Source organism: Geothrix sp. 21YS21S-4 (assembly GCF_030845995.1).
Classification (GTDB): Bacteria; Acidobacteriota; Holophagae; order Holophagales; family Holophagaceae; genus Geothrix.
Genome location: NZ_CP132719.1, coordinates 1522587 through 1546003 on the forward strand (window position 1 = coordinate 1522587; position 23417 = coordinate 1546003).

Below are 23417 nucleotides of genomic sequence, written 5' to 3' on the forward strand. Positions count from 1 at the left end.
ATCTCTGGCATCCTGCTCCAGTTCCCGTTCCACCAGGAAAGGACCGGCCATGCTCCGCGCGATCCTCGCTCCCCTCTGCTTCTTGTCGCTGGCGGCCACGGCCCAGCCCGCGTCCGAGAATCCGCTCCACGAGCCGCGCGAGACCCACCTCCGGAACGTCAAGAAGCTCACGGGCACCGGCTCGAACGCGGAGGCCTACTGGTCGAACGACGGGAAGCGGATCGTCTTCCAGAGCACCCGCGACGGCTATCCCTGCGACCAGCTCTACACCATGAACGCCGACGGCTCGGCCCAGATGCGCGTCAGCACCGGCAAGGGCCGCGTGACCTGCGGCTGGTTCCTGCCCGGCGACCGCAAGATCCTGTACGCCAGCACCCACTGGGCGGGCCCGGAGTGCCCCGAGGCGCCCCCGTTCACCCCCGGGAAATACCGCTGGCCGGTGTTTTCCGGCTACGACCTCACCATCGCCAACGCCGACGGCAGCGATCCGAAGCCGTTCCTGCCTTCGCCGGGCTACGACGCCGAGGCCACCGTCTCCCCCAACGGGAAGTGGGTGGTGTTCACCAGCGAGCGGGGCGGGGACGTCGACCTGTGGCGGGCGGATCTCGATGGCAGCCACCTCCTCCGCCTCACGGACGGCGTGGGCTATGACGGTGGCGGCGTGTTCAGTCCCGATTCCAGCCTCATCGCGTGGCGGACCAACTACCCCAAGGGCGAGGCCGCCACCGCCGCCTACCGGGAGCTGCTGAAGCAGCACCTCGTCGAGCCCATGGAGATGGACATCTGGGTGATGAAGGCCGACGGCAGCGGCAAGCGGCAGGTGACGAAGCTCCCCGGCGCGGCCTTCGCGCCCATCTTCACGCCGGACGGCAAGGGCCTCGTCTTTGCCAGTAACCACCACGATCAGGAAGGGAAGGGGCGGACCTTCGACCTCTTCCGCGTGGGCCTGGACGGCAAGGGACTGGAGCGGCTCACCTGGACGGGCCTGTTCAACTCCTTCCCCCACTTCAGCCCCGACGGAAAGAAGCTTCTGTGGGTCAGCGGTCGGGCGCCTCGGGGACCGCGCCTGTTCGACGTGTGCGTCGCGGAGTGGCTGCCGTGAGCCCGAGTTCCATGAAGCCGGCGGTTTTTCTGGATCGGGACGGGACCCTCAACGAGGAGGTGGACTACCTCTGCGATCCCGAGCGGCTGGTGCTGATTCCCGGCGCCGCCGCCGCCGTGGCCCGGCTGAACGCCCGGGGCATCCCCGTGGTGGTGGTGACGAACCAGAGCGGGATCGGCCGCGGAAAGTACGGCTGGCAGGAGTTCGCCGCCGTGATGAGCCGGATGGAGTCCCTGCTGGCCTTGGAGCGCGCGCGGATCGACGCCGTCTACGCCTCCGCCCACCACGAGAAGGGGCAGGGGGAGTACGCCGTGGCGGACCATCCCGATCGCAAGCCCAATCCCGGAATGCTGCGCCGCGCCGCGGAAGAGCACGGCCTGGATCTGGGCCGGTCGTGGATGGTGGGCGACAAGGCCCTCGACCTGGAGGCGGGCCACCGGGCGGGGTGTCGATCGGCGCTCGTCCGCACCGGCTACGGTGCCGGTGTGGACGGCTCTTCCGCGGATCTCGTCGCCGCCGATCTCGCCGAAGCGGTGGACCGCATCCTGGAGCAGTGGCCGTGATCCTGCTGGAGAAGACGGGCCTCGTCGCGGGAACGCTGGTCCAGCGGTACAAGCGCTTCCTGGCCGACGTGCAGCTGGCGGACGGCTCCGTCGTCACCGCCCACTGCACCAATACCGGGTCCATGCGGACCTGCTGGGAAGCGGGTGACCGCGTGCTCCTGGAGCGCGCCGCCAACCCCGATCGGAAACTGGAGTTCACGTGGCTCGCCGTGGCCCGGGGCGACGGCTGGTTGGGCGTGGAGACGGGGATGCCCAACCGCGTGGTGGCCGAGGCCGCCCGGCGCGACGCGCTGCCGGGATTGGCGGGCCTCCGCGACGTCCGGACGGAAGTGAAATACGGGTCGGAGAGGAGCCGGATCGACGTGCTCGCGTCGGATGCGGACGGGCGGAGCGTATTCATCGAAGTGAAGAACACCACCCTGAAGGAAGGTTCCTGGGGCCTCTTTCCCGATGCCGTCACCGAGCGCGGCACCAAGCATCTGCGGGAGCTCCAGGCCATGGTCCGGGAGGGCCATCGCGCCGCCATCGCCCTCTTCGTCCACCGCGGCGACGTGGACCGCTTCGACGCCGCCCGGGAGATCGATCCGCTCTACGCGGCGGAACTGGATCGCGCGGCGGAGGCGGGCGTGCTCGTCCTTCCCCTCGCTGTGCGTCTGGTCACAAGCCCCGAAAACGGCGATCTGTGGCGCCTCGGCTGGGAATTGACGGGCCTTCTGCCGTGGGTGAGGCGGGGCTAGACTGGAGGCTCCCGCCGGAGTTCCCATGGCCACCGCCACCGATCTGATGAAGACCCCCCTGAACGCCGCGCACCGCGCCCTGAACGCCAAAATGGTGGATTTCGGGGGTTGGGACATGCCCGTTCAGTACCCGACGGGGATCATCGCCGAGCACGAGGCCGTCCGCACCCAGGCGGGGCTGTTCGACGTCAGCCACATGGGGGAGATCCGCGTGAAGGGCCCCGGCGCCCTGGCTCTGGTTGAACATCTGACGCCCAACGCCGTCTCCAAGCTCGCGATCGGCCAGGTCCACTACACGGCCTTCCTCTACGAGAACGGGACCTTCGTCGACGACCTGCTGGTCTACCGCGAGGGCGAAGAGGAATTCCTGCTGGTGGTGAACGCCGGAAACGTGGACAAGGACTTCGCCTGGGTCCAGCAGCACGCCCCCGCCTTCGACTGCACGGTGGTGAACGAGAGCCCCGCCACGGGCCAGATCGCCCTCCAGGGACCGCTCGCCGAAACCATTCTCCAGCCCCTCACCGCGACGCCCCTGGCGCCCATCGGCTACTACTTCTTCACCCACGGTGAAGTCGCGGGAGTCCCGTGCCTCATCAGCCGCACGGGCTACACCGGCGAGGACGGGTTCGAGTTGTACTGCCCCGCCGGGGACACGGAGCGCCTGTGGAATGCCGTGCTGGAGGCGGGAAAGCCCCAGGGCCTCGTTCCCGCGGGCCTCGGCTGCCGCAACACGCTCCGCCTGGAATGCAAGATGGCGCTCTACGGCCACGAGATCGACGACACCATCCATCCCCTGGAAGCGGGCCTCGGTTGGATCGTGAAACTGGACAAGGGCGACTTCATCGGCCGCGACGCCCTGGTGGCCGCCAAGACGGCGCCGGCGCCCCGGAAGCTCGTGGGCTTCAAGACCCTGGAGAAGCGCGACATCGCCCGCGACCACATGCCGGTGGTGCAGGGCGGACAGCAGGTCGGCTTCGTCACCAGCGCCGCGCCGTCGCCCACGTGCGGGTTCAACCTCGGCCTGGCCTACGTCCCCACGGAAGCGGCCAAGGTCGGCGGCCGCATCCAGATCGAGATCCGTGGCCGGGCCGTGGATGCCGAGATCATTCCCACGCCCTTCTACAAGCGGCAGAAGTAGCTGCCGGTCCCCCGCTCCACCTTCCCTGCGACCCCTGGAGGATCCATGTTTCCCGCCGACCTGAAGTACACCAAGGACCACGAGTGGGTGAAGCCCGCGAGCGACGGCACGGCGCTGGTGGGCATCACGCAGTACGCGCAGGAAGCGCTGGGCGACGTGGTGTTCGTGGATCTGCCCGAAGTGGGCGCGGCCTTCGAGCGCGGCGAGGAATTCGGGACGGTGGAATCCGTCAAGACCGTGTCGGAGCTGAACATGCCCACCGCCGGCGCCGTGGTGGACGTGAACGCCGACTTGGCGGACCATCCGGAAGCCGTGAACGAGGATCCCTACGGCAAGGGCTGGATGGTGAAGATCAAGCTGTCGGGGGAACTGGCCGGCGACCTGCTGGACGCCGCCGCCTACGAGGCGCTGGTGGGCGCGGAAAGCCACTAGGCTCATGGCGCTGCCGCTCCTGACAGCCCTCCTCTGGGGGGCGGTGCCTGCGCAGGTGCAGGTGCCGCCCCCCGCGTCGCATGCGGCCGCGGCCCCTCCGCGCGCGCCCGAATCGGACGCCGCCCGCACCGCGCGCCTCCGGGCGCTCGTCGAGGCGGCGGAGCGCGCCCTGGAGGCGGAGGACGAGGAGACCGCGGGGACCCGCGCGGACGAGGCGGACGTGCTGACGGCGGACTGGTCGCCGGAGCTGCTGCGCCGGCCGGAGATCCAGGCGCTCCTCCAGCGGCTGAAGGAAGTCCAGGACCAGCTCGCCTCAGAGGAGGTGGAAGCGGGCCAGGCCCCCGAAGCCAATCCCGGCCTCAAGGCGCCGGAAGAGGTCGTCTCCCTCAGCGGAGTGGAGCTGCGGACGGAACTGGAGCGGGTTCGCGCGGCGGAGCAGGGCGCCACCTACGACTTCCCCCTGGACCTGAACGACAAGGTTCTGACGTGGGTGAGCCTCTTCACCAAAGAGAAGCGGGGCTTCATGGAGAACGCCCTGGGGCGGGCGTCGGTCTTCATGCCCATGGTGCGCCAAGTGTTCGCGGAAGAGGGCGTGCCCTCGGACCTCGCCTATCTCGCGGTCATCGAATCGGGCTTCCGCAACGAGGCCAAGAGCAAGGCCAAGGCCGTGGGCATGTGGCAGTTCATCCGTTCCACCGGCCGGATCTACGGCCTGACGGGGAACGCCTGGGTGGAGGAGCGCCGGGATCCGGTGAAGGCCACCCGCGCCGCGGCCCGCTACCTCAAGCGGCTCTACGAGATCTCCGGCGACTGGTACCTGGCGGTCTCCGGCTACAACGCCGGGCCGCTCACCCTGGAGCGCGCCATCCAGAACCTCGGCACCCGCAATTTCTGGGACCTCGCCCGGTCGCGCTGGCTGCGCACCGAGACCAAGAACTACGTGCCCGAGCTGTGCGCCGCGATCCTGGTGGGACGCAATCCCGAGCGCTACGGCCTCCGCATCCAGGCGCTGCCGCCCTACGCCTACGAGACGGCGATGGTGCCCAACATGACCAGCCTCACCGTGCTCGCCCGGTGCGCCGGAACCGATTTCGCCACCCTCAAGACCCTCAACCCCGAACTTCTCCGCGGATCCACCCCGCCGGGCGCCTACCCGCTGCGCGTTCCGCCCGGCAAGGCCGGCGAATGCCTCCGTCAGCTCGCGAAGCTGCCCGCCGGCAAGCGGCTGGACTTCCAGCACTACACCGTCCGCAAGGGCGACACGCTCGTGAAGGTGGCGCGGCGCTTCAAGCTCACGCCCGACGACCTCCTGGACGCCAACGACATCACCGCGAAGCAGTTCCGTCCCGGCCGCCGGCTGCTGGTTCCGCCCGCTCCTCCGCTGGTTCTCGACGACCGCGATCTGGCGCCCAAGGTCGAGCGCGTCAAGCTGCTGGGCGACAAGCCCCTGGATCCGCTTCCCAACGTTCCCGCGGTGGAGCCCTCTCCGGCGGCTTCCGCGCCGAGCGAGCCCGCTCCAGCGCCGCCGGTGGAGATCCGGAAGCCTGGCGCGAAGCTTCCCGCTCCGACGCCGATCCTGTCCCCCGAGGACGAGCGGAAATCGCGGTCCGCTCCTGGAGAAGAGGCGGAAGCTGGCAGCGTCTACCGGGCGCGTTCCGGCGACACCCTGGCGAAGATCGCGCGGGCGAAGGGCGTTCCGCTGGGCCAGCTCCTGCGCCTGAATTCCCAGGCCGCCAAGGGCCTACATCCCGGCGATGCGGTACGGCTCCCGGGCGGGGTCGCGCCCGCGGCTACCGGCGTGCGCACCCATGTCGTGCAGAAGGGCGAGACCCTCGCCGCCATCGGCCGGAAGTACGGCGTGGATGCCAGCGATCTCAAGGTCTGGAATGGCCTGAAGGGCGACCGGATCGAGGCGGGCCGCCGTCTCCGGCTGGCGCCGCGATAGATCTGTGCTTGCAGAAGCGCGGAAGGGGTGTGATACTAGGTTTTCCCGAATGGGGCCATAGCTCAGCTGGGAGAGCGCTTGCATGGCATGCAAGAGGTCGTCGGTTCGATCCCGATTGGCTCCACCAAACAGAAGGCCACCGAAAGGTGGCCTTCTTGCTGAAGGCTGAACGACGGACATGCTCGCCTCCCTCAATCACGTCGACCTCCGCTTCGGCCCTCAGGAAGTGCTGAAGGACGTCACCTGGGCGATCCAGGAGGGCGAGTGCTGGGGCGTGATCGGCCGCAACGGCGCGGGGAAGAGCACCGTCTTCAAGCTGCTCCTCGCCCAGTTGGAAGCCGACGCGGGCACCGTGGTGCGGCCCACGAAGGAGCGGGGAATCCGCATGGGCCACTACGCCCAGGATCTCGTCCCCGAGACCCAGGGCAGCGTGCTGGAAGAAGCGCTGGCGGCCTTCGGCGACGTAGAGCGGCTGCAGCACGAGATGCGCGACCTGGAGCACCGCATGGGCGAGGCCGGGGCGGATCTCGCCGACGTGATGGCCCGCTACGAGACCGTGACCGAGGCCTTCGAGCGGCTCGACGGCTTCAGCATCCGCGCCCGCGCCGAGAGCATCCTCCAGTCGCTGGGCTTCGCGGCCTCCGATTTCGAGCGCCCGGTGGAGACCCTCTCTGGCGGCCAGAAGAGCCGCGTGATGCTGGCCAAGGCCATTCTCCAGGGCCAGGACCTGCTGCTGCTGGACGAGCCCACCAACCACCTGGACCTGCCCAGCCTGCGCTGGCTGGAGGACTTCATCCAGGCGACGGACGCCACGGTGGCCGTCATCAGCCACGACCGCTATTTCCTGGACAAGATCGCCACCGAGATCCTGGAGCTGGAACTGGGCCGGTCGCGCGTCTACGAAGGCAACTACTCCGAGTTCATGGAGAAGAAGGAGCAGGAGCTGGAGCTGCTCGAGCGGCACTACGAACAGCAGCAGACCTACATCAAGAAGCAGGAAGAATACATCCGCCGCAACATCGCCGGGCAGAACACCAAGCAGGCCCGGGGCCGTCGCACGCACCTCTCCAAGCTGGACCGCATCCAGAAGCCCTTGCAGGACCGCCGCAAGGTCAAGTTCAGCTTTCCGGAGACCCAGCGCAGCGGCGACGTGGCGCTGGTCCTGGAGAACGCCAGCGTGGGCTGGGGCGGGAAGCCCCTCTACGCGCCGGTGGAGCAGCTCCAGATCAAGCGCGGCCAGAAGCTGGGCATCGTGGGCCTCAACGGCACCGGCAAGTCCACGCTCCTGAAGGCCGTGGCGGAGGAGATCCCCTTCATCACCGGCCGCGCCCGCCTCGGCAGCCAAGTGAAGCTCGGCTACTTCGACCAGCACCACAAGAATCTGGATCAGCGGAACACGGTGTTCCAGCAGATCCACGGGGTGAATCCCCAGGCGGTGAAGCAGGACGTGCTGGGCTTCCTGGCCAAGTTCCAGTTCCGCGGGGACGACGTGGACAAGCCCGTCACCGCCCTTTCCGGCGGCGAACGGGCCCGGCTGAGCATCGCCACGCTGATCCGCCAGGGCGTGAACCTGCTGCTTCTGGACGAGCCCACGAACCACATGGACATCCCCAGCATGGAGGCCATGGAGGACACCATCCTGAGCTTCAGCGGAGCCGCCATCGTCGTGACCCACGACCGCTACCTGCTGGGCCGCGTGGCGGATTCCCTCCTCCGCATCCACGAGGGGAAGGCGGAGCTGCGCGAAGGCGGCTACGAGGATCATCAGGCCTGGGTGGACCTGGACCTGGGTGCCGAAGACGAAGCGGGCAGCGTGGAACCGGAACCTCCGAAGAAGGTGGAGAAGAAGCCGGAACCCCCCGTGAAGGCCGCCCCAGCGGCCAAGGCGCTCTCCCCCGCGAAACCGCAGGGCCCCATCGACAAGGACAAGCAGCGCGCGGTGAAGCGCTTCGAGAAGCACGTGGCCGAAGCTGAGGCCAAGGTGGGGGAGCTGGAAGCCCGCCTCGCCAGCATCCAGAAGGAGATGGCGACCATGGATCCCGCCGGCTGGCAGGCCTTCAGCGCCAAGCTGGACGCCCAGAAAGGGCTGGAAGCGGACCTCGCCTACGCCATGAGCGACTGGGAAGCTGCGCAAGGCGCGTTGGAAGAAGCCCAGCGCTGAGGCAGGAAGCACTGCCAGCCACCGATGAACCCCGATAAATGCTGATGAGCACCGATAAAGACGAGTTCTCCATCGGTGTTCATCTGATTTAATCGGCGTGGATCGGGGTTCCCGCTTTGACGTCTACGCCCAGGCCATCTCGGCGGTGAAGTGGCGGAGGTACTGGCTCTGCTTGACGAGTTTCACGCCGCGGATCTCCTTGGCTTTGGCCTTCACTTCGGCGATGACTTCGGCGGCGAAATCGAAGTGGCTCTGGGTGTACATCCGGCGGGGGAAGGCCAGGCGCACCAGCTCCATGCTGTGGAAGGTCTCGGTGCCGTCCTCCAGCCGCTTGCCGAACATGACGGATCCGATCTCCACGCCGCGGATCCCGCCCTCCAGGTAGAGGGCGTTGCACAGGGCCCACGCCGGATACTGCGCCACGGGCATGTCGGGCAGGACCGTCTTGGCGTCGATGTAGACCGCGTGGCCGCCGGTGGGCTTCACGAAGCCGACCCCCGCGGCCTCCAGCTTCTCGCCCAGGTATTCGGCGGTGCGGAGGCGGTAGCGCAGGTAGGACTCCTCCATGCCCTCCTCCAGGCCCACGGCCAGGGCTTCCAGGTCGCGTCCGGCGAGGCCGCCGTAGGTGGGGAAGCCCTCGGTGAGGATCAGCATGTTGCGGACGGGATCCAGCCACTCCTCGCCGCGCAGCATGATGAAGCCGCCGATGTTCACCATCCCGTCCTTCTTGGCGCTCATGGTGCAGCCGTCGGCGTAGCTGAACATCTCCTGGCAGATGGCCTTGATGGGCGTGTCCTGGTAGCCGTCCTCGCGCAGCTTGATGAACATGGCGTTCTCGGCGAAGCGGCAGACGTCCATGATCAGGGGCTTGCCGTACTTCCGGAGAAGCTGCGAATAGGCGCGGAGATTGGCCATGGAGACCGGCTGCCCGCCGCCGGTGTTGTTGGTGACGGTGATCATCCCGAAGGGGATGCGGTCGCCTTCGGCCTTCAGCAGGGCCTCCACCCGCTCCAGGTCGATGTTTCCCTTGAAGGGGTGGATCAGGCTGGGCTGGAGGCCTTCGGGAATGACCAGATCCGCGGCCTCCACGCCGTTGAACTCGAGATTGGCGCGGGTGGTGTCGAAGTGGCAGTTGTTCGGCACCAGCTCGCCGCGCTTGCACACGGCGCTGAACAGCACCTTCTCGGCGGCGCGGCCCTGGTGGGTGGGAATGAAGTGGGCCATGCCCGTGATGTCCTGGAGCACCGCCTCCAGCCGGAAGAAGCTCTTGGCGCCGGCGTAGCTCTCGTCGCCGATCATGATGGCGCCCCACTGGGCGGAGCTCATGGCGCCCGTGCCCGAATCCGTGAGCCAGTCCAGCAGCACGTCCTCGGCCCGCAGCTTGAACACGTTGAGCTTGGCCGCTTCCAGCAGCTCCAGCCGCTCCTGGGCCGAGGTCATGCGGATGGGCTCCACCGACTTGATGCGGAAAGGCTCGATCATGGTGCGGGGCATGGCGGCTCCAGACGAAAGGCCCAGGGTACCGGAGCGCCCGGAGACCCGCATCACAAGGGGCTGGCGGCTCGGATCGCCTCCGGCGATGCTGGAAGGCTCGGAGTGAGCATGAGTCTTCTGTTGGCCGTCGATGTGGGCAACACCAACGTGGTGCTGGGAATCTACGATCTGTCAAAGGGTCCGGACTCCCCGCTGGTCTGTTCCTGGCGCCTCGCCACGAGCCGGGAGCGCACGGTCGACGAGTACGGCGTCTCCGCCCTGGCCCTCATGCGACACCAGGGGATCGAGGCCGGCCAGATCAAGCACGTGGCGATCTCCTGCGTGGTGCCGCCCCTGCATCCCATCCTGATGAGCCTGTCGAAGATCTACTTCGGGGTGGATGCCTTCTACGTGGAGCCCGGCGTCAAGACCGGCGTGAAAGTGCTCATCGACAACCCCGCGGAACTGGGCGCGGACCGGCTGGTGAACGCGGTGGCGGGCATCGAGGCCTACGGCGCGCCCCTGATCGTCGTCGACTTCGGGACGGCCACCACCTTCGACGTGGTGAACGCCAAGCGGGAGTACCTGGGCGGGCTGATCTGCCCGGGCCTGAAGATCAGCGCCGAGGCCCTGTTCCAGCGGGCCAGCCGCCTGCCGCGCGTGGAAGTGGCTGAGCCCGAGCGCCTGGTGGGACGAAACACTGTCCAGGCCATGCAATCGGGGATCTTCCACGGCTACGTCGGAATGGTGGACGGGATCCTGGAGCGCCTCCTCCAGGAGATCCCCGAGGCGGGCATCGTCGCCACGGGCGGTCTCGCCAAGGTCATCTCGCCGCACACCCGCCACATCCGGCGCGAAGCGCCGGATCTCACCCTCGATGGCCTCCGCATCTTGTGGCTGCGCAACCAGAGCAGCCGGAAATAGCGTGGCGGTGCTCCTGATCCGCCTGGCCGAGGTGGATTCCACCCAGGCCTTCCTGCGACGGAACGCCCATCTGGGCTTCTGCGCCGCGGTGGCGGACCGCCAGATCGAAGGCCGCGGCCGGCAGGGCAACCGCTGGGAGAGCGCGCCCGGCGCGGGGTTGTGGCTGTCGGCGGCCCTGCCTCCGCCCGCCGATGTGGCGCCCGGCATCCTCCTCCAGCGGGCCATGGCCGCCGCCGCGCGGATCCTGGATCCGGAGGGGAAGCACCTGGGCCTCAAGTGGCCCAACGACCTGGTGGCGTGGAGGGATGGCCGACTGGTGAAGCTGGGCGGGATCCTGGGGGAGCAGTCCGGCACCCGCCTGATCCTCGGCCTCGGCGTGAACCTCTTCTCGGCCCCCCACCTCCCGGAGCGGGCCATCCCCCCCGCCTGCCTGAAGGATCTGGGGCTGGCGTGTCCCGATCCCGCGGCGCTGGCCATTCCTATTCTTCATGCCTGGAATAACTTGGAGCAGGATTCTCAAGTCCTCTTTCGGTGGCCCGACGCGGGTGTGCCCATCCGCTGGGAGGATGGCCAAGGCACCTGCCTGGGCTGGGAGCGCGACGGGCGGCTGAAGGTCACCACCGCCGACGGCATCCGGCGGCTCAGCGCCGGGGACGTGTCGGGTCTGAACTGATCACAGGACCGCCCGGATCTCCGCCTCGGTGAGGATCTTGGGACTGTTCTTGGCGGTGCGGAGGATCCGGTCCACGCGGTCGGGGCTGGGGTCGTAGCCGTTCATCTCCAGCCAGTAGACGGCGTTGCTGCGCCCCGCCATGGGCCCGATCTCGATCTCCTGGCGCCGGCCCACCAGGGCGGCGGGCACGCCCGAATAGACGGCGTCGGCCAGGCCCACGTCGCCCCGGTGGAGCGCCTTCGCGATGGCGGCGGCGTGCACGCCGGTCCCGGTCCGGAAGGCGTCCCGCCCCAGCACAGGGTAATTGGCGGGGATCTCCACGCCGCACAATTCGGCCACCCGCGCGGCCAGCGCCGGCAAGCCCGACAGGTCGCCCTTGGGATGGCCCATCAGGTGCAGGTTGATCATCAGCTGGTCGAGGGCGACGTTGCCGCAGCGCTCGCCGATTCCCAGGATGCTGCCGTGGAGCCGGTCCGCTCCCGCCTCAAAGGCCGCGATGGCGTTGGCCACGCCCAATCCGCGGTCGTTGTGCCCGTGCCAATCCAGGCGGACGCTCCGGTCCTTCACGACTTCCTCTTTCACGAAGCGCACCAGGCGCCGCACCCCGTCGGGTGTGGCGTGGCCGCAGGTGTCCGACAGGCAGAGAGACTGGGCGCCCTCGTCCAGGGCGGCGCCGTAGACCGCTCGCAGCACGTCGGGACGGGCGCGGGTGGTGTCCTCGGTCACCATCATCACGGCCACCTCGTGGCGGCGGCAGAAGGCCACGGCCTGGCGGGCGGCGTCCACCAGGAAATCGAGGTCCCACCCTTCGACGTCCATGCGGATGGGACTGGAGCCCAGGAACACGCCCGCTTCCACCGGAAGACCCGCGCGCTGCTGGATCTCGGCCACCTGGGCCAAGTCGGCCTCCACCGTGCGGACAGCGACGTTGGGATGAAGGCGCAGCCGGTGGTCCCGGATCTCCACCATCAGGGCCCGGACGGCGGCCAAGACCTTGGGACCGGCGCCCGGCATCCCCAGGTCCAGCGCGTCCACCCCCAGCCGGGCCAGGCGATGCACCAGGTCGCGCTTGGCGGCGATGTCGGGATCCCGCACGGACGGGCTCTGGAGGCCGTCCCGCAGGGTCTCGTCGTTGAGCTGAGGAATGCGCGCATCGCCGGGCAGGGGATCGTTCCAGTCGTGGATCAGCTCGTCGAGGGTCATGGCCGTTCAGCCTACGGCGACTTCGAGCCGGCGGTCCAGCAGGGTCCCCAAAAGGGCGCCCTTGTCGAGGAAGGCGGCGGCCTCCGCTTCCACGTCCCCCGCGGCCTCCAGGCGGACGCGGAGAACTTCGTCGCTGATCTCCAGCGACAGATTCCGCACCGCCTGCCGCCGCCGTCCGTCGAGGGCGACCGCTCCCCGCAGGATGGCGGCCAGCTTCCGCACCACCTGTCGGTGCCAGGGCGCGAGGGCGCGGAACCCGTCGTGCCGGGCGTGGTGCGGCGGCTTGCCGCGGTGGAAGCGGACCACCTGGGCCAGCACGTCCACCTCTTCCGGCCAGAAGCCGGGCAGGGCGGCGTTCCGGACGAGGTACTCCCCGTGCTTGTGGTGCCCCTTCTCCGAGACGGAAAGCCCGATGTCGTGCAGCCGGGCGGCGAAGGCCAGCCACTGGCGCTCCGTGTCGCCCAGTTCGAAAAGGGGCTGGAGTCCTTCGAACAGCTGGTCCGCCAGCTTTGCGACGTGCAGGCTGTGGCCGGGGTCCGGATCCAGCCGCGCCGCCAGATGCTCGACGGACGCTCGGCGCCGGTCCGCCAGCGGCGGGATGGCCGCGCCCCCGTGCTTGAGGGCCTCCCAGATCATGCCTTCCCGGAGGCCCACCGGCAGGTGCCGCAACGGCGGGGCGCCCAGCCATTCCATGAGCGACAACGCCCAGATGGCGCCTACGTGGAGCACCTCCGCCCGCTTGGGATCCACGCCCAGCCGCGCGATCCGCTGGGCGGCGTCCGTCCGCCACAGCTTCAGCGCGTAGGCCCGCAGCTGTTCCAGGGTGAAGGCGCGGCCGCCGGCCGCCCCGCGGGCGAGATCCTCCAGCGTGCCCGACGTGCCCAGGATCAGCGCCGGCTCCGGCAGTTCGGAAGGAAGGTCTTTCCGGGCTTTTTTGAGGATACGGCGGATCATCTTCCGCAGGTGCCGGAGGTCGGCGGCGCTGGGCGGATCCGCCGTCTGGGCCGCGTCCGCCAGGCGCTGGAGGCCCCAGGGCAGGGAGATGCTGGCTGCGACGCGTCCTCCCTGGACCCAGGTGAGTTCGGTGCTTCCCCCGCCGATGTCCACCAGGGCCACGGGCTCCTGGGGGAAGGGGATGGCGTGGGACACGGCCTGATGGATGAGGCGGGCTTCCTCCTCCCCGGAGATCACCTGGATGGGCAGGCCCAGGGCCTCCGCTTCCAGGACGAAGGCCTGGGCGTTCTTCGCGTCCCGCAATGCCGCGGTCCCGCAGGCCATGACCGTCTCGCACGCGAAGCCCCGGATCACGCCGGCCATGCGCCCCAGGGCCTCCAGCCCCGCGCGGAAGGCCTCCGGCCCGATCTCGCCCGAGGTCGCCTCGCCGCGGGCCAGCCGCACCATCGCCTTCTCTCGGGCCAGAACCCGCTGTCCGCCTGCGGGATCGGCCTCCACCACCACCATGTGGATGGAATTCGATCCGACGTCGACGGCAGCGATCCGCATGGGACGATTGTGGCGACGGCGGCCGACGGCCACCAGGAATCTTCGGAGGTCCCGTGCTGCGCTGCCTGCTCCTCGCGCTTCTGGCGCTGCCGTTGTTCGCCCAGCAACTAGCCTTGAGCCTGGACGACGCCCCCTTCCTCCACCCGGCCCCCCGCATGGAGGCCCCCGCCCAGCACCGGGCGATGCAGGCGGCCCTGAAAGCGCGGAACGTCCGGGCCATCCTGTTCGCCAACGGCGTGAACGGCGGCGACACGCCGGAGGGGAAGGCCCTTCTTCGGACCTGGGGCGAAGCCGGCCATCTCCTGGCCAACCACAGCTACAGCCACCGGGACTTCAACCGGGAGGACGTTTCGCTGGAGGCCTACGAAGCGGACGCTGTGAAGGGCGAAGCCATCATCCGCGACCTGCCGGGCTTCACCCGGCTCTACCGCTACCCCTTTCTCCGCGCCGGAAATACCGCGGCCAAGCGCGACGGGTTCTACGCCTTCCTGAAAGCGCGGAACTACGCCATCGGCCACGTCAGCATCGACACGGCGGACTACCTGCTGGACGAACGCCTGCGAAAGCGTCTTGAGAAGGAACCCGGCGCGGACCTCGCCCCCTACCGCGATCTCTACCTCAAGCACCTGTGGGCCTGCGCCCGGTTCTACGACGCGTGGAGCCGCGATATCTTCGGGCGCGAGATTCCCCACGTCATCCTGATGCACAGCCGCCTGCTCAACGGCTTCTTCCTGGGCGACGTCATCGACTTCTTCCGCGGAAAGGGCTGGACCTGGATCGACCCCATGAGCGCCTTCCGGGATTCTGCCTACGCGCTCATGCCCAGGAACCTGCCCGCCGGCGAGGCGCTGGCCGACGCTGTCTCCGCCGAGCGCGGGCGGAAGGGTTTCGTCCAAGCCTGGCGGGACGGGCACACGGGCCCTGACGACCTGCTGTTCTCCGAGCGCCGGCTGACGGAGCGGATGGATCAGTTGGGGCTGTAAGGGGCGGAAGGAGTGTGGTCGAATGGTGATCCATTCATCATCAAAGCAAAGGAGCCTCGCATGTTCCGCCCCTGGTTCATCGGATTGATCCTTGGCGCAAGCCTCACCGCCGCTCAGCCGGCGCCCCGGACGCAGGCGTGGGTGCTCGCGCTGGATGGGCGCGGCGGGGTGGTGGGCGATCTGAAACCCGAGGAATTCCAGGTGAAGGTCGAAGGGAAAGGCCGGTCCGTGGTCCAGGTGAAGACCCCTGCCCAGACCGCCGAAGCCGCCCAGTCCTGGACCTTGGTGTTCGAGCCCATCCGGGATACCAACCTCCGGGCGGTGGCCTTCGTCGCCGCGGCCGATTTCCTGACGAAGGTCCCGGAAGGGGACCGCGTGTTCATCGCGGCGCGGGGGAAGGACTCGCTGGAATCCCTGATGCCGGGCTTCTCCGCGCGTCGGAGCGTATGGGCCGCGGCCCTCGCCCGGGTGCCGGACATGCTTCCCGAGAGCTTCGTCGGAAGTCCGAAGGAGAGTCTCCAGGGATTGGGATTCAACCCCTCATTTGCCGATCAGCCCGAAGGGCCGGAAGGCCAGGAGGCCTTGATGGCGCTCGTGGCGAAGTTCCGATCCGGCGCTCCCGGCTGGGCCAAGGGCACCAATGATCTCCGCGGCGTGAATGTCCTCGACCGCCTCAACTTCAACAATCCGTCCTACATCACGGGGCTGCTCGCTACCATCGCCCGGGAATCGAAGGCGCTGGAATCCGTCCTCGACCATCTCGCGCCGCTCCCAGGACAGAAGCACATGGTCGTCTTCTCCCGCTGCGAAGCGGACGACATGTCCCATCCCAGCGTGAAGCGGGCCATGACGCAGCGCTTCCGACGCGAACGGGGCGACGCCGGAGGACCGGCGGAATCCGCCACCCTTGCGACCCGCGACATGACCATCCTCCAGGCTTCCTTGCGAGCCAAGGCCGCAGAAGCGGGAGTCACCCTCTTCTCCGTGGCGGGAGCGGGACAGAATGTCCTGGGTCACGTGGGAGCGGTGGCCTCCGCCACGGGAGGCTTCTCATTCCCCTTGAACACGGGGATCGAAACCACCTTCGGGCAGGGCATCCAGGTATTCGGGTCCCGCTATCTCGTCGCGTGGAGCGAGGATGCCGCCCCCCAGAAAGCGGGAAGCCTGGAGATCGCCACGACGCGGAAGGACGTGAAGCTGGTCCTGCAGGCGACCCGCTAGCCCGCCGCCTGCCTGACTCCTGGTAACCGTTGCGCGCACCCGCCGCGCCCGGCCATGCTCGATCCACATTCCGAGGTGACCCCATGGCGTTGACGGTGGACGGCATTTTCGCGCTGATGCCCGAGCTTTTTCTTCCGGAAAAGGCGCAGGGGCTCACGGTTTCCGTCTACTACCAGGTGACCGGAGAAGGCGGGGGCGACTACACCTGCCTGATCGAGAACGGCGCCTTTTCGCTGAAGCGCGAACCCAAGCCCGACGCCACGTCGGTGGTGGTCATCGGCGCCGAGGACTGGATCGCCCTCAACGAGGGGAAGCTCGATCCGATGCAGGCCTTCATGACCGGCAAGCTGAAGGGCACCGGCGACCTGGGGCTGCTCCAGAAGTTCCCCAAGTTCTTCAAGAAGCCCCAGAAGCAGGGCGGTCCCGTGAAGGCGCTGAAGGAGCTGGTCCCGGCGCGGTTGGCCCTGGCCGGCGCGGGGATCAAGGTCAGCGTGGGCGCCGACCATTGGGGTGAGGGCGCCGAGGTGAGCGGCGAGGAGGCCGCCGTGCGGGCCCTCGTCTCCGGCATCTCGGATCCTGGTCCCGCCCTTCTGGGCGGACAGCTCCGGTTCTCGGGCGATCCCGCCCTGCTTCGCCAGGCCTGGAAGGCCTGGTCGGCGGAACCGGAGATCGCGTTCCCCGACACCCCCGGCGGCAAGGCCCTCGCCACCCTCCGGAAGCGCTACAAGGGTGGCGCCACCGGCACCCTGGAAGTGAAGGTGGATGGCGTGCCCTACCGGCTGGACTTCAGCCCCGAAGGCCTCTCCCTGCGGCCCGGGGAGGTGGAGGGCGGCGCTGCCCTGGGCATCTCGGATGGGGACTTCGCGGCCCTGAATGCCGGCAAGCTGAACCTCGTGGCGGCCCTGCTGGGCGGAGCCATCACCGTGAAGGGCGACATGAGCCAGGTGGCCGCCTACACGGCCCACTTCGACGCCGACGTGAACCCGGCCCAGGGGCTCCTGGAATCCATGCCCGAGCGGTTCAATCCGGAAAAGGCGGGCGATCTGGAGGCCGCCGTGGGCTATCAGATCGACGATCTGGCTTACACATTGTTCATCCGAAACGGCGTATGTCTGGTCTTCCCTCGCCTGATGAAGCCCTGTGATACGCTCCTCAAAGCGAAGGCCGACGACTTCGTCGCAATGAGCACCGGAACGCTGAACGCCCAGGAGGCCTTCATGACCGGCAAGATCCAGATCGAGGGCGATCCCCTGCTCATGCAGAAGGTGGCGAAGAGCTTCAAGCGGCCGCAGGCCTAGGAGGCGACGTGGCCGGCGAGAGCGCACCCAAAGTCCGGAGGCCTCTTCTGGCGCGGGACGGCGTGGTGCGCGCCGTCAAGTTCATCCCCCGCATGGTGAAACCCGCTTCCGAAAGCACCGCGGCTCCCGCCATGGGAGCGGAAATGATCTGTTCCGGCCACTGCGGGCGCTGCCGGTGCAACCCCTGCCGCTTGCACACCCCGGCCTGATCGCGAGAGCGGATCAGGCGTCTTCCCACAGCTCCCGCAGCCGCTGGTAGCCGGTCCGGCTGACGGGGAGCCGCGCGCCGTCCCGCAGCACGGCGTCCCGATGTTCCTTGGTGTCCTGCTCGACCCGCACCAGCCGGTCCAGGTTGAGGATGTAGCTGCGGTGGATGCGGATGAAGCGCGCCGGATCGAGCTGGGATTCCAGGCTGGCCAGGGTCTGCTGCTTCAGCAGGTTCTTGCCCTCCGTCCGCAGGAGGACGTAGTCGTCCTGGGCCTGGATCCAGTCCAGGCGGTCCAGATGGACGACGGTCACCTTGGGACCGTCCTTGACGACGATCCGCTCCACGGGTTTCCCCTGGCGGGCCGCGGCCGCCAGTTCCGTGGCGGGGGGAGGAGCGGGCTGGGAGGTTCGGAGGCTGCGCGCCTTGGCCACGGCGGCATCGAACCGCTCCCTGGAGAAGGGCTTGAGGAGGTAGTCCACCGCGTGGGCCTCGAAGGCCCGCATGGCGTGCTGATCGTAGGCGGTGACGAAGACGACGGCGGGCCGCTTGCCCTCGGCCTCCAGTAGCTCCAGGACCTCGAAGCCGTCCAGCTTGGGCATCTGGATGTCCAGGAAGATCAGATCCGGCTGGTGCTGGGCCGCGGCCTTCAGGGCCTCGAACCCGTTGGCGCACTCGGCGGCCACCTCCACGTCCGGATGGGCGGCCAGATGCTCGCGCACCACCGCGCGGGCCAGATCCTCGTCGTCGATGATGAGGGCTCTCATGGTTCGGTCTCCAAAGGGAAGACGAGGGTCGCGCGGTGGACGCCGTCCTGCACGCCGGCCTCGAAGCGGGCCCGGTTGCCGAAGCGCCCGAGCAGGCGCTGGCGGATCTGGCGGAGGCCGATGCCCAGGCCCTGGGGCACCGGCGCGTCGGAATCCAGGGGATTTTCCACTTTCAGAAGGACGTGGGCCTCCCGCACCTCCGCCGCCACGGCGACGACGCCGCCTTCGGGGAGGGCCGCGATCCCGTGCTTGATGGCGTTCTCCACCAGCGGCTGGAGCAGCAGAGTGGGGAGAAGGGCGGCCTCGGCGGCGGGGTCGATCCGCCATTCCACCCGCAGGCGGGCGCCGAAGCGGATCTGCTCGATGGCGAGGTAGGCCCGGGCCAGGTCCAGTTCCTCCCGCAGCGCGACCAGGCGGCGCTCTCCCAGCCCCAGGCTCCGCCGCAGGAAATCCGACAGGAGGACGCACATCTCGCGGGCGCGGGCGGGATCCACCGCCGTCAGCGCCGACAGCGAATTGAGGCTGTTGAACAGGAAGTGGGGATTGAGCTGCGCCCGCAGGGCCTTCAGTTCGGATTCCTGGGCCAGGAGCTGCAGTTCGGCGCCCTTGCGCTCGGCCTCCAGGGCCCGGTCCTGGGCCAGCATCAGATAGCTGAGCGCCACGGAGGCCAGGTAGAGCAGGATGCCCAGGCCCGTGAGCACGGGAAGGGCGATCCCCACCCGCTGGGGAAGCCCCTCCAGGCCCGGGATCCAGGCCAGCATCCGGGCCAGCAGCCAGGCGAGCCCCGCCCACAGCCCGCCCATGATCACCGCGGCCATCCCCCACGCCGCCCCGTGGGCGCTCAGGCCGTCGCTGACCGCCCCGAGGGGAAGGGCGCGACACAGGAACCAGGCCGACAGGAACAGGAACGCGGCGAGCAGGCAGAGGGGCAGGGCCAGCGCCCCGGCCTCGGCCCAGGTCCATCCCTGGCTGCGGGCGATCCCCGCCAGGAGCAGGGCGATGGGAGCCCACCCCAGGAGGTAGGCCCCCAGGCGCGCCCGGCTGGCCAGGAGGGGATGCATCAGGATTTCACTTCCGTGCCGCCGAACAGGATCAGGCCGGTGACCACCAGCCGCGGGCGGCCCTCGGCGGGCGCGGGCCCGTGGTGGGTGCTGTCGTCCAGGGCGCCGGCGATGGCGGTCGCGCGGTTGACGATCTCCCAGCCCTCGGGCACGCGGATCTCTCCTCCGCCGAACAGGACGAACACGTCGATCCGGGCCAGGCCGTTCTCCAGGGCCGCCTGGCGGAGATCCACCTCATAGCCGCCGAAGATGGCCGTCAGCTCGCCGCCCTTGAACATCTGGGTGGCCACCCGCCGCTTGAAGCCCCCGAAGATGGCCGTCCCCTGGAGGAAATCCTCCGAGCGGGCCAGTTCTGCGGGCACGCCTCGGGTCTGCTTCAGGGCCTTGACCACGATGAGGATGCCCACGCCCACCACCAGCATGGGCGCCAGGGCTTCCGCCAGGTGCCCCCGGGCGAAGGTGAAGAGCAGCAGGAAGGTGCCGCCCAGCACCAGGAACCAGCCGCCCATCCCGCCGCCCTCGCGGTCCTGGCGGATCTTGGCCACGCCCATGGCCACGAGGATCAGGGGCCACAGCTTGAAGACGGTGTGGGCCTCCACCAGCCCCAGGTTGTCCAGGGTGAGCATCAGGCCGGCCACGATGATTGCCACGCCCAGCACCAGCTTGGGGCCGAAGGGGCTCGGAGCCTTGGTGTCGGGGGCGTTCATGGCTGCACCTGCTGGGAATCGGATCCAGGATCACAGGAATCGGGGGGCGAAGGGGGCTGGGCCCCGCGCTTGGGGCGCCGCGGGCGCTTGGGCTGGGGGAAGATCGCCCGGAGGGTGACAAGGATCCCGCCCCACACCAGGAAGATCGGCCACCAGCGCTCCAGCAGGCCCCAGGGGCCGAACTGGGAGATGAATCCCCCCACCGCGAAGCCCAGCCAGACGTGCCCGCGGAAGCTGAGGAGGCCGTCCTGGACGATGCGGGCCACGCCGAAGGCCGCCAGGGCCAGGGGCCACCACGCCATCAGGTGCCAGGCGTCGTACCAGTGGAAGGTATCGGCCAGCAGGATCAGGCCCACGGCGATGACCACCAGCCCCAGGACCAGCTTCGCGGAGAAAACGGGAGGGCGCGCTTCGACGTTCATGACCGGTGCTCCTTTCGTCCGCCACCGACGGGAAAACAGAAGGCCAGGCTGGACAAGCCGAACGCCAGCCACCAGCCCAGGCTGTCGATGACCCCTCCCGCATGGAACATGATGTCCTCCCGTGTGACCAAGCTACGGGCGTCCCCACAGGAAATGGCCGGGGGATCGGCGAACGGCGGACGGGGACCGGCGAGCGGTCAATCCCAGTGGATGCTGCCGCCGCGGCTGCGCTCCCGCCAGGCGCGATCCAGGATGGGGACGAGTTCCGGCGGGCACTGGAACCGGAGCGTGGCCCCGTCGCCCTCGAAGGTCTGCTCCAGCGTTGCCGCACTCGGATGGGCGCCCAGCAGAGCGAAAGGCAGATGAGACTGGGCGGGAGCCACGCGAATCGATCCGGTGCGGAGGATGCGGACTTCCTCCCACAGGCCCTGGGCTTCCGCTTCCAGCAGGGCGCCCTGCACGCCCTCCGTATAGGCCCGCACGAGGCCGCCCGTGCCCAGCTTGGTGCCCCCGTACCAGCGGATGCAGATCGCGATCAGGTCCGTCGCGGCGGCGCCTTCCAGCACCGCCAGCATGGGGCGCCCGGCGGTGCCGGAGGGCTCCCCGTCGTCGTCGGCGCCGAAGGCCTCCGCGGGCACGCCCTCGCGCCACGCGCTGCAATGGTGCGTGGCGTCGAAATCCCGCTTCCGCAGCGCGGCGAGGACGGCGGCCCGTTCCGCCGCGTCCCGGGCGGGATGGAGTTCGGTGAGGAAGAGGGAGGCCTTCTCCCGGAAGCGGTGGGTGGCGATCCCGGTGAGCCGGCGCATGGATTCAGAATGCGGGGAGCTGTGACCTGAATCAACCTGCCGGAAACCCGCGGATCCTATGGTGGAAGAGGGATCTTTCGAGGAGACGGCCATGGATTCTGTTGCGCGGCCTTTCGTTCCCACGGCGCTCCACCGCAGGACGCCCGTGCCCTCCGACCTGGAGATCGCCCAGGCCGCGGATCTCAAGCCCATCGCCCAGGTGGCGGCGGAGCTGGGCCTGCGCGAGGAGGAATGGGAGCCCTACGGCAGCGCCAAGGCCAAGGTGCGCCTCGAGGTTCTGGAGCGCCTGGGGAACCGCCCCGACGGCCGCTACATCGACGTCACCGCCATCACCCCCACGCCCCTGGGCGAAGGCAAGACCACCACCACCGTCGGCCTCAGCCAAGCCCTGGGCGCCCACCTGGGGAAGCGCGTCCTCACCTGCATCCGCCAGCCCAGCCAGGGACCCACCTTCGGAATCAAGGGCGGCGCCGCGGGCGGAGGCTACAGCCAGGTGGTCCCCATGGAGGACTTCAACCTCCACCTCACGGGCGACATCCACGCCATCACCGCCGCCCACAACCTCTGCGCCGCCGCCATCGACGCCCGGATCCTCCACGAGGCCGGAGCCACGGACGAGCAGCTGTTCGAGCGGATCTTCCCGAAATCGAAGGGCGCCCGGAAATTCCCCCGCTCCCTCCAGCTCCGCTGCGCGAAGCTCGGGATCCCGCAGGGCGATCCGGAAGCTTTCACCTCCGACGAGCGCCGCCGCATCTGCCGCCTGGACCTGGATCCCTCGGCGGTCTCCTGGCGCCGGGTGGTGGACACCAGCGACCGCTTCCTGCGCGGCGTGACCGTCGGAAAGGGCGAGGAGGAACAGGGCTTCGCGCGCGAGACCGGATTCGACATCGCCGTCGCCAGCGAGATCATGGCCATCCTGGCCCTCGCCACCAGCCTCCCCGACCTGCGCCACCGCCTGGGCGCCATGGTGGTGGGCCTCGATCGGGCGGGGAATCCCGTCACCGCCGAGGATCTGGGCGTGGCGGGCGCCATGACCGTCCTGATGCTGGATGCGCTCAAGCCCACGCTGATGCAGACCCTCGAAGGCACCCCGGTGCTCGTCCACGCCGGGCCCTTCGCCAACATTGCCCATGGCAACAGCTCCATCCTGGCGGACCGCATCGCCCTCAAGCTGGCGGACTACGTCGTCACCGAATCGGGCTTCGGCGCCGACATGGGCATGGAGAAGTTTTTCGACATCAAATGTCGCGTCTCCGGCCTGCAGCCCGATGCCGTAGTGCTCGTGGCCACCGTCCGCGCCCTCAAGATGCACGGGGGCGGTCCCAAGGTGGTGGCGGGCAAGCCTCTGGATCCGGTCTACGTCGAGGAGAACCTGGAACTCCTGCGCCAGGGCCTGCCGAACCTCCTGCACCACATCGCCATCGCCCGGAAGTTCGGCATCCCCGTGGTGGTGGCCGTCAACGGCTTCGCCACCGATTCCCCGGCGGAACTGGAGCTGGTGCGCCAGGCCTCGCTGGAGAGCGGCGCCGAGGACGCGGTCGTCTGCCTCAACTGGGCCCTGGGCGGGGAAGGGGCCCTGGATCTCGCCCGGGCCGTGATGCGGGTCTGCGAGCGTCCCTCGGATTTCCGGTTCCTCTACGAACTGGACCGGCCCATCAAGGAGAAGATCGAGACCATCGCCCGCGAAATCTACGGCGCCGACGGCGTGGACTACAGCCCCGAAGCCGAGGCCAAGATCGAGAATTTCACCCGCCTGGGCTACGACACGCTCCCCATCTGCATGGCCAAGACCCACCTCAGCCTTAGCCACGACCCGACCCTTAAAGGCGCCCCCACGGGCTTCCGTCTCCCCGTCCGCGACATCCGCGCCAGCGTCGGCGCCGGCTTCCTGTATCCCCTCGTGGGAAAGATGGCCACCATGCCCGGCCTCCCCACCCGACCGGGGGTCTACGACGTCGACGTGGATCCGGAGACGGGGAGGGTGGTGGGGTTGTTCTGAGTCTAGGAAGCGGGTTCGGAAATTCCCACGAATGGGATCCCCTTCCTTAACGGAACTTAACATGACGCCTATCACAAGGTTGTTGGCTCTAGGA

General features: G+C 68.8%; 22 protein-coding genes and 1 tRNA gene. 15 read left to right on the forward strand and 8 right to left on the reverse strand.

The features are described from left to right. Positions 1-49: 49 nt before the first annotated feature. The 8 genes from RAH39_RS06920 to RAH39_RS06955 all read left to right on the forward strand — a co-directional run bounded on the left by RAH39_RS06920 (position 50) and on the right by RAH39_RS06955 (position 8078). The gene (locus RAH39_RS06920) at positions 50-1102 is read left to right on the forward strand and encodes a TolB family protein (protein ID WP_306592080.1); all 1053 of its coding nucleotides are present in this window, start codon (positions 50-52) and stop codon (positions 1100-1102) included. Further along, on the forward strand, positions 1099-1665 hold the full coding sequence (locus tag RAH39_RS06925; protein WP_306592081.1) for a D-glycero-alpha-D-manno-heptose-1,7-bisphosphate 7-phosphatase: 567 nt from the start codon (positions 1099-1101) through the stop codon (positions 1663-1665). The genes RAH39_RS06920 and RAH39_RS06925 overlap by 4 nt, the downstream gene beginning before the upstream one ends. Beyond that, the gene (sfsA, locus tag RAH39_RS06930; protein ID WP_306592082.1) at positions 1656-2402 is read left to right on the forward strand and encodes a DNA/RNA nuclease SfsA; all 747 of its coding nucleotides are present in this window, start codon (positions 1656-1658) and stop codon (positions 2400-2402) included. Before RAH39_RS06925 ends, sfsA begins: the two co-directional genes overlap by 10 nt. A gap of 25 nt (positions 2403-2427) precedes the next feature. Continuing rightward, entirely contained in the window at positions 2428-3540 is a 1113-nt protein-coding gene (gene gcvT, locus RAH39_RS06935) for a glycine cleavage system aminomethyltransferase GcvT (RefSeq protein WP_306592083.1), read from the forward strand. Positions 3541-3585: 45 nt separating this feature from the next. Then, complete coding sequence (gene gcvH / locus RAH39_RS06940) at positions 3586-3972, forward strand: glycine cleavage system protein GcvH (RefSeq protein ID WP_306592084.1); 387 nt, start codon at positions 3586-3588, stop codon at positions 3970-3972. Positions 3973-3976: 4 nt separating this feature from the next. After that, positions 3977-5917, forward strand: a complete 1941-nt coding sequence (locus tag RAH39_RS06945) for a LysM peptidoglycan-binding domain-containing protein (RefSeq protein ID WP_306592085.1) — start codon at positions 3977-3979, stop codon at positions 5915-5917. A gap of 51 nt (positions 5918-5968) precedes the next feature. Further along, a tRNA-Ala gene (locus RAH39_RS06950) sits at positions 5969-6044 on the forward strand. 51 nt (positions 6045-6095) lie between these two features. Further along, positions 6096-8078, forward strand: a complete 1983-nt coding sequence (locus RAH39_RS06955; protein WP_306592086.1) for an ABC-F family ATP-binding cassette domain-containing protein — start codon at positions 6096-6098, stop codon at positions 8076-8078. Positions 8079-8201: 123 nt separating this feature from the next. On the opposite strand, the gene RAH39_RS06960 is transcribed toward RAH39_RS06955, so the two are convergent. Next, on the reverse strand, positions 8202-9572 hold the full coding sequence (locus RAH39_RS06960) for a tryptophanase (RefSeq protein WP_306592087.1): 1371 nt from the start codon (positions 9570-9572) through the stop codon (positions 8202-8204). A 108-nt stretch (positions 9573-9680) separates the two neighbouring features. Between RAH39_RS06960 and RAH39_RS06965 the strand changes: the two genes are divergently transcribed. Together RAH39_RS06965 and RAH39_RS06970 are read left to right on the forward strand one after the other, a co-directional pair. Further along, on the forward strand, positions 9681-10475 hold the full coding sequence (locus RAH39_RS06965; protein ID WP_306592088.1) for a type III pantothenate kinase: 795 nt from the start codon (positions 9681-9683) through the stop codon (positions 10473-10475). A 1-nt stretch (position 10476) separates the two neighbouring features. Continuing rightward, positions 10477-11148 (forward strand): biotin--[acetyl-CoA-carboxylase] ligase, encoded by a 672-nt coding sequence (locus RAH39_RS06970; RefSeq protein WP_306592089.1) that lies wholly within the window; start codon positions 10477-10479, stop codon positions 11146-11148. Here RAH39_RS06970 and RAH39_RS06975 read toward each other — a convergent pair whose 3' ends face one another. After that, entirely contained in the window at positions 11149-12351 is a 1203-nt protein-coding gene (locus tag RAH39_RS06975; RefSeq protein ID WP_306592090.1) for a LeuA family protein, read from the reverse strand. It lies immediately after the preceding gene. Between the two features lie 6 nt (positions 12352-12357). Then, positions 12358-13854: a Ppx/GppA phosphatase family protein gene (locus RAH39_RS06980; RefSeq protein ID WP_306592091.1), complete on the reverse strand. Its 1497-nt coding sequence runs from the start codon at positions 13852-13854 to the stop codon at positions 12358-12360. A 53-nt stretch (positions 13855-13907) separates the two neighbouring features. Between RAH39_RS06980 and RAH39_RS06985 the strand changes: the two genes are divergently transcribed. The 4 genes from RAH39_RS06985 to RAH39_RS07000 all read left to right on the forward strand — a co-directional run bounded on the left by RAH39_RS06985 (position 13908) and on the right by RAH39_RS07000 (position 17565). After that, complete coding sequence (locus tag RAH39_RS06985) at positions 13908-14837, forward strand: polysaccharide deacetylase family protein (RefSeq protein ID WP_306592092.1); 930 nt, start codon at positions 13908-13910, stop codon at positions 14835-14837. 60 nt (positions 14838-14897) lie between these two features. Further along, positions 14898-16058: a vWA domain-containing protein gene (locus RAH39_RS06990; protein ID WP_306592093.1), complete on the forward strand. Its 1161-nt coding sequence runs from the start codon at positions 14898-14900 to the stop codon at positions 16056-16058. An 83-nt stretch (positions 16059-16141) separates the two neighbouring features. Then, positions 16142-17356, forward strand: coding sequence for an SCP2 sterol-binding domain-containing protein (locus RAH39_RS06995; RefSeq protein ID WP_306592094.1), 1215 nt, complete (start codon positions 16142-16144; stop codon positions 17354-17356). 8 nt (positions 17357-17364) lie between these two features. Then, positions 17365-17565 (forward strand): hypothetical protein, encoded by a 201-nt coding sequence (locus RAH39_RS07000; RefSeq protein WP_306589363.1) that lies wholly within the window; start codon positions 17365-17367, stop codon positions 17563-17565. A 13-nt stretch (positions 17566-17578) separates the two neighbouring features. Here RAH39_RS07000 and RAH39_RS07005 read toward each other — a convergent pair whose 3' ends face one another. The 5 genes from RAH39_RS07005 to RAH39_RS07025 all read right to left on the reverse strand — a co-directional run bounded on the left by RAH39_RS07005 (position 17579) and on the right by RAH39_RS07025 (position 21324). Beyond that, positions 17579-18328, reverse strand: a complete 750-nt coding sequence (locus RAH39_RS07005) for a LytR/AlgR family response regulator transcription factor (protein WP_306589364.1) — start codon at positions 18326-18328, stop codon at positions 17579-17581. Further along, positions 18325-19389: a sensor histidine kinase gene (locus tag RAH39_RS07010; protein ID WP_306589365.1), complete on the reverse strand. Its 1065-nt coding sequence runs from the start codon at positions 19387-19389 to the stop codon at positions 18325-18327. The genes RAH39_RS07005 and RAH39_RS07010 overlap by 4 nt, the downstream gene beginning before the upstream one ends. After that, a complete protein-coding gene (locus tag RAH39_RS07015; RefSeq protein WP_306589366.1) occupies positions 19389-20096 on the reverse strand; it encodes a LiaF transmembrane domain-containing protein in 708 nt (235 codons plus the stop codon). Before RAH39_RS07015 ends, RAH39_RS07010 begins: the two co-directional genes overlap by 1 nt. Next, positions 20093-20518, reverse strand: a complete 426-nt coding sequence (locus RAH39_RS07020; RefSeq protein ID WP_306589367.1) for a LiaI-LiaF-like domain-containing protein — start codon at positions 20516-20518, stop codon at positions 20093-20095. Before RAH39_RS07020 ends, RAH39_RS07015 begins: the two co-directional genes overlap by 4 nt. A 197-nt stretch (positions 20519-20715) precedes the next feature. After that, complete coding sequence (locus RAH39_RS07025; RefSeq protein WP_306589368.1) at positions 20716-21324, reverse strand: YigZ family protein; 609 nt, start codon at positions 21322-21324, stop codon at positions 20716-20718. Between the two features lie 91 nt (positions 21325-21415). Between RAH39_RS07025 and RAH39_RS07030 the strand changes: the two genes are divergently transcribed. Next, on the forward strand, positions 21416-23323 hold the full coding sequence (locus tag RAH39_RS07030; protein ID WP_306589369.1) for a formate--tetrahydrofolate ligase: 1908 nt from the start codon (positions 21416-21418) through the stop codon (positions 23321-23323). Positions 23324-23417 lie beyond the last annotated feature (94 nt).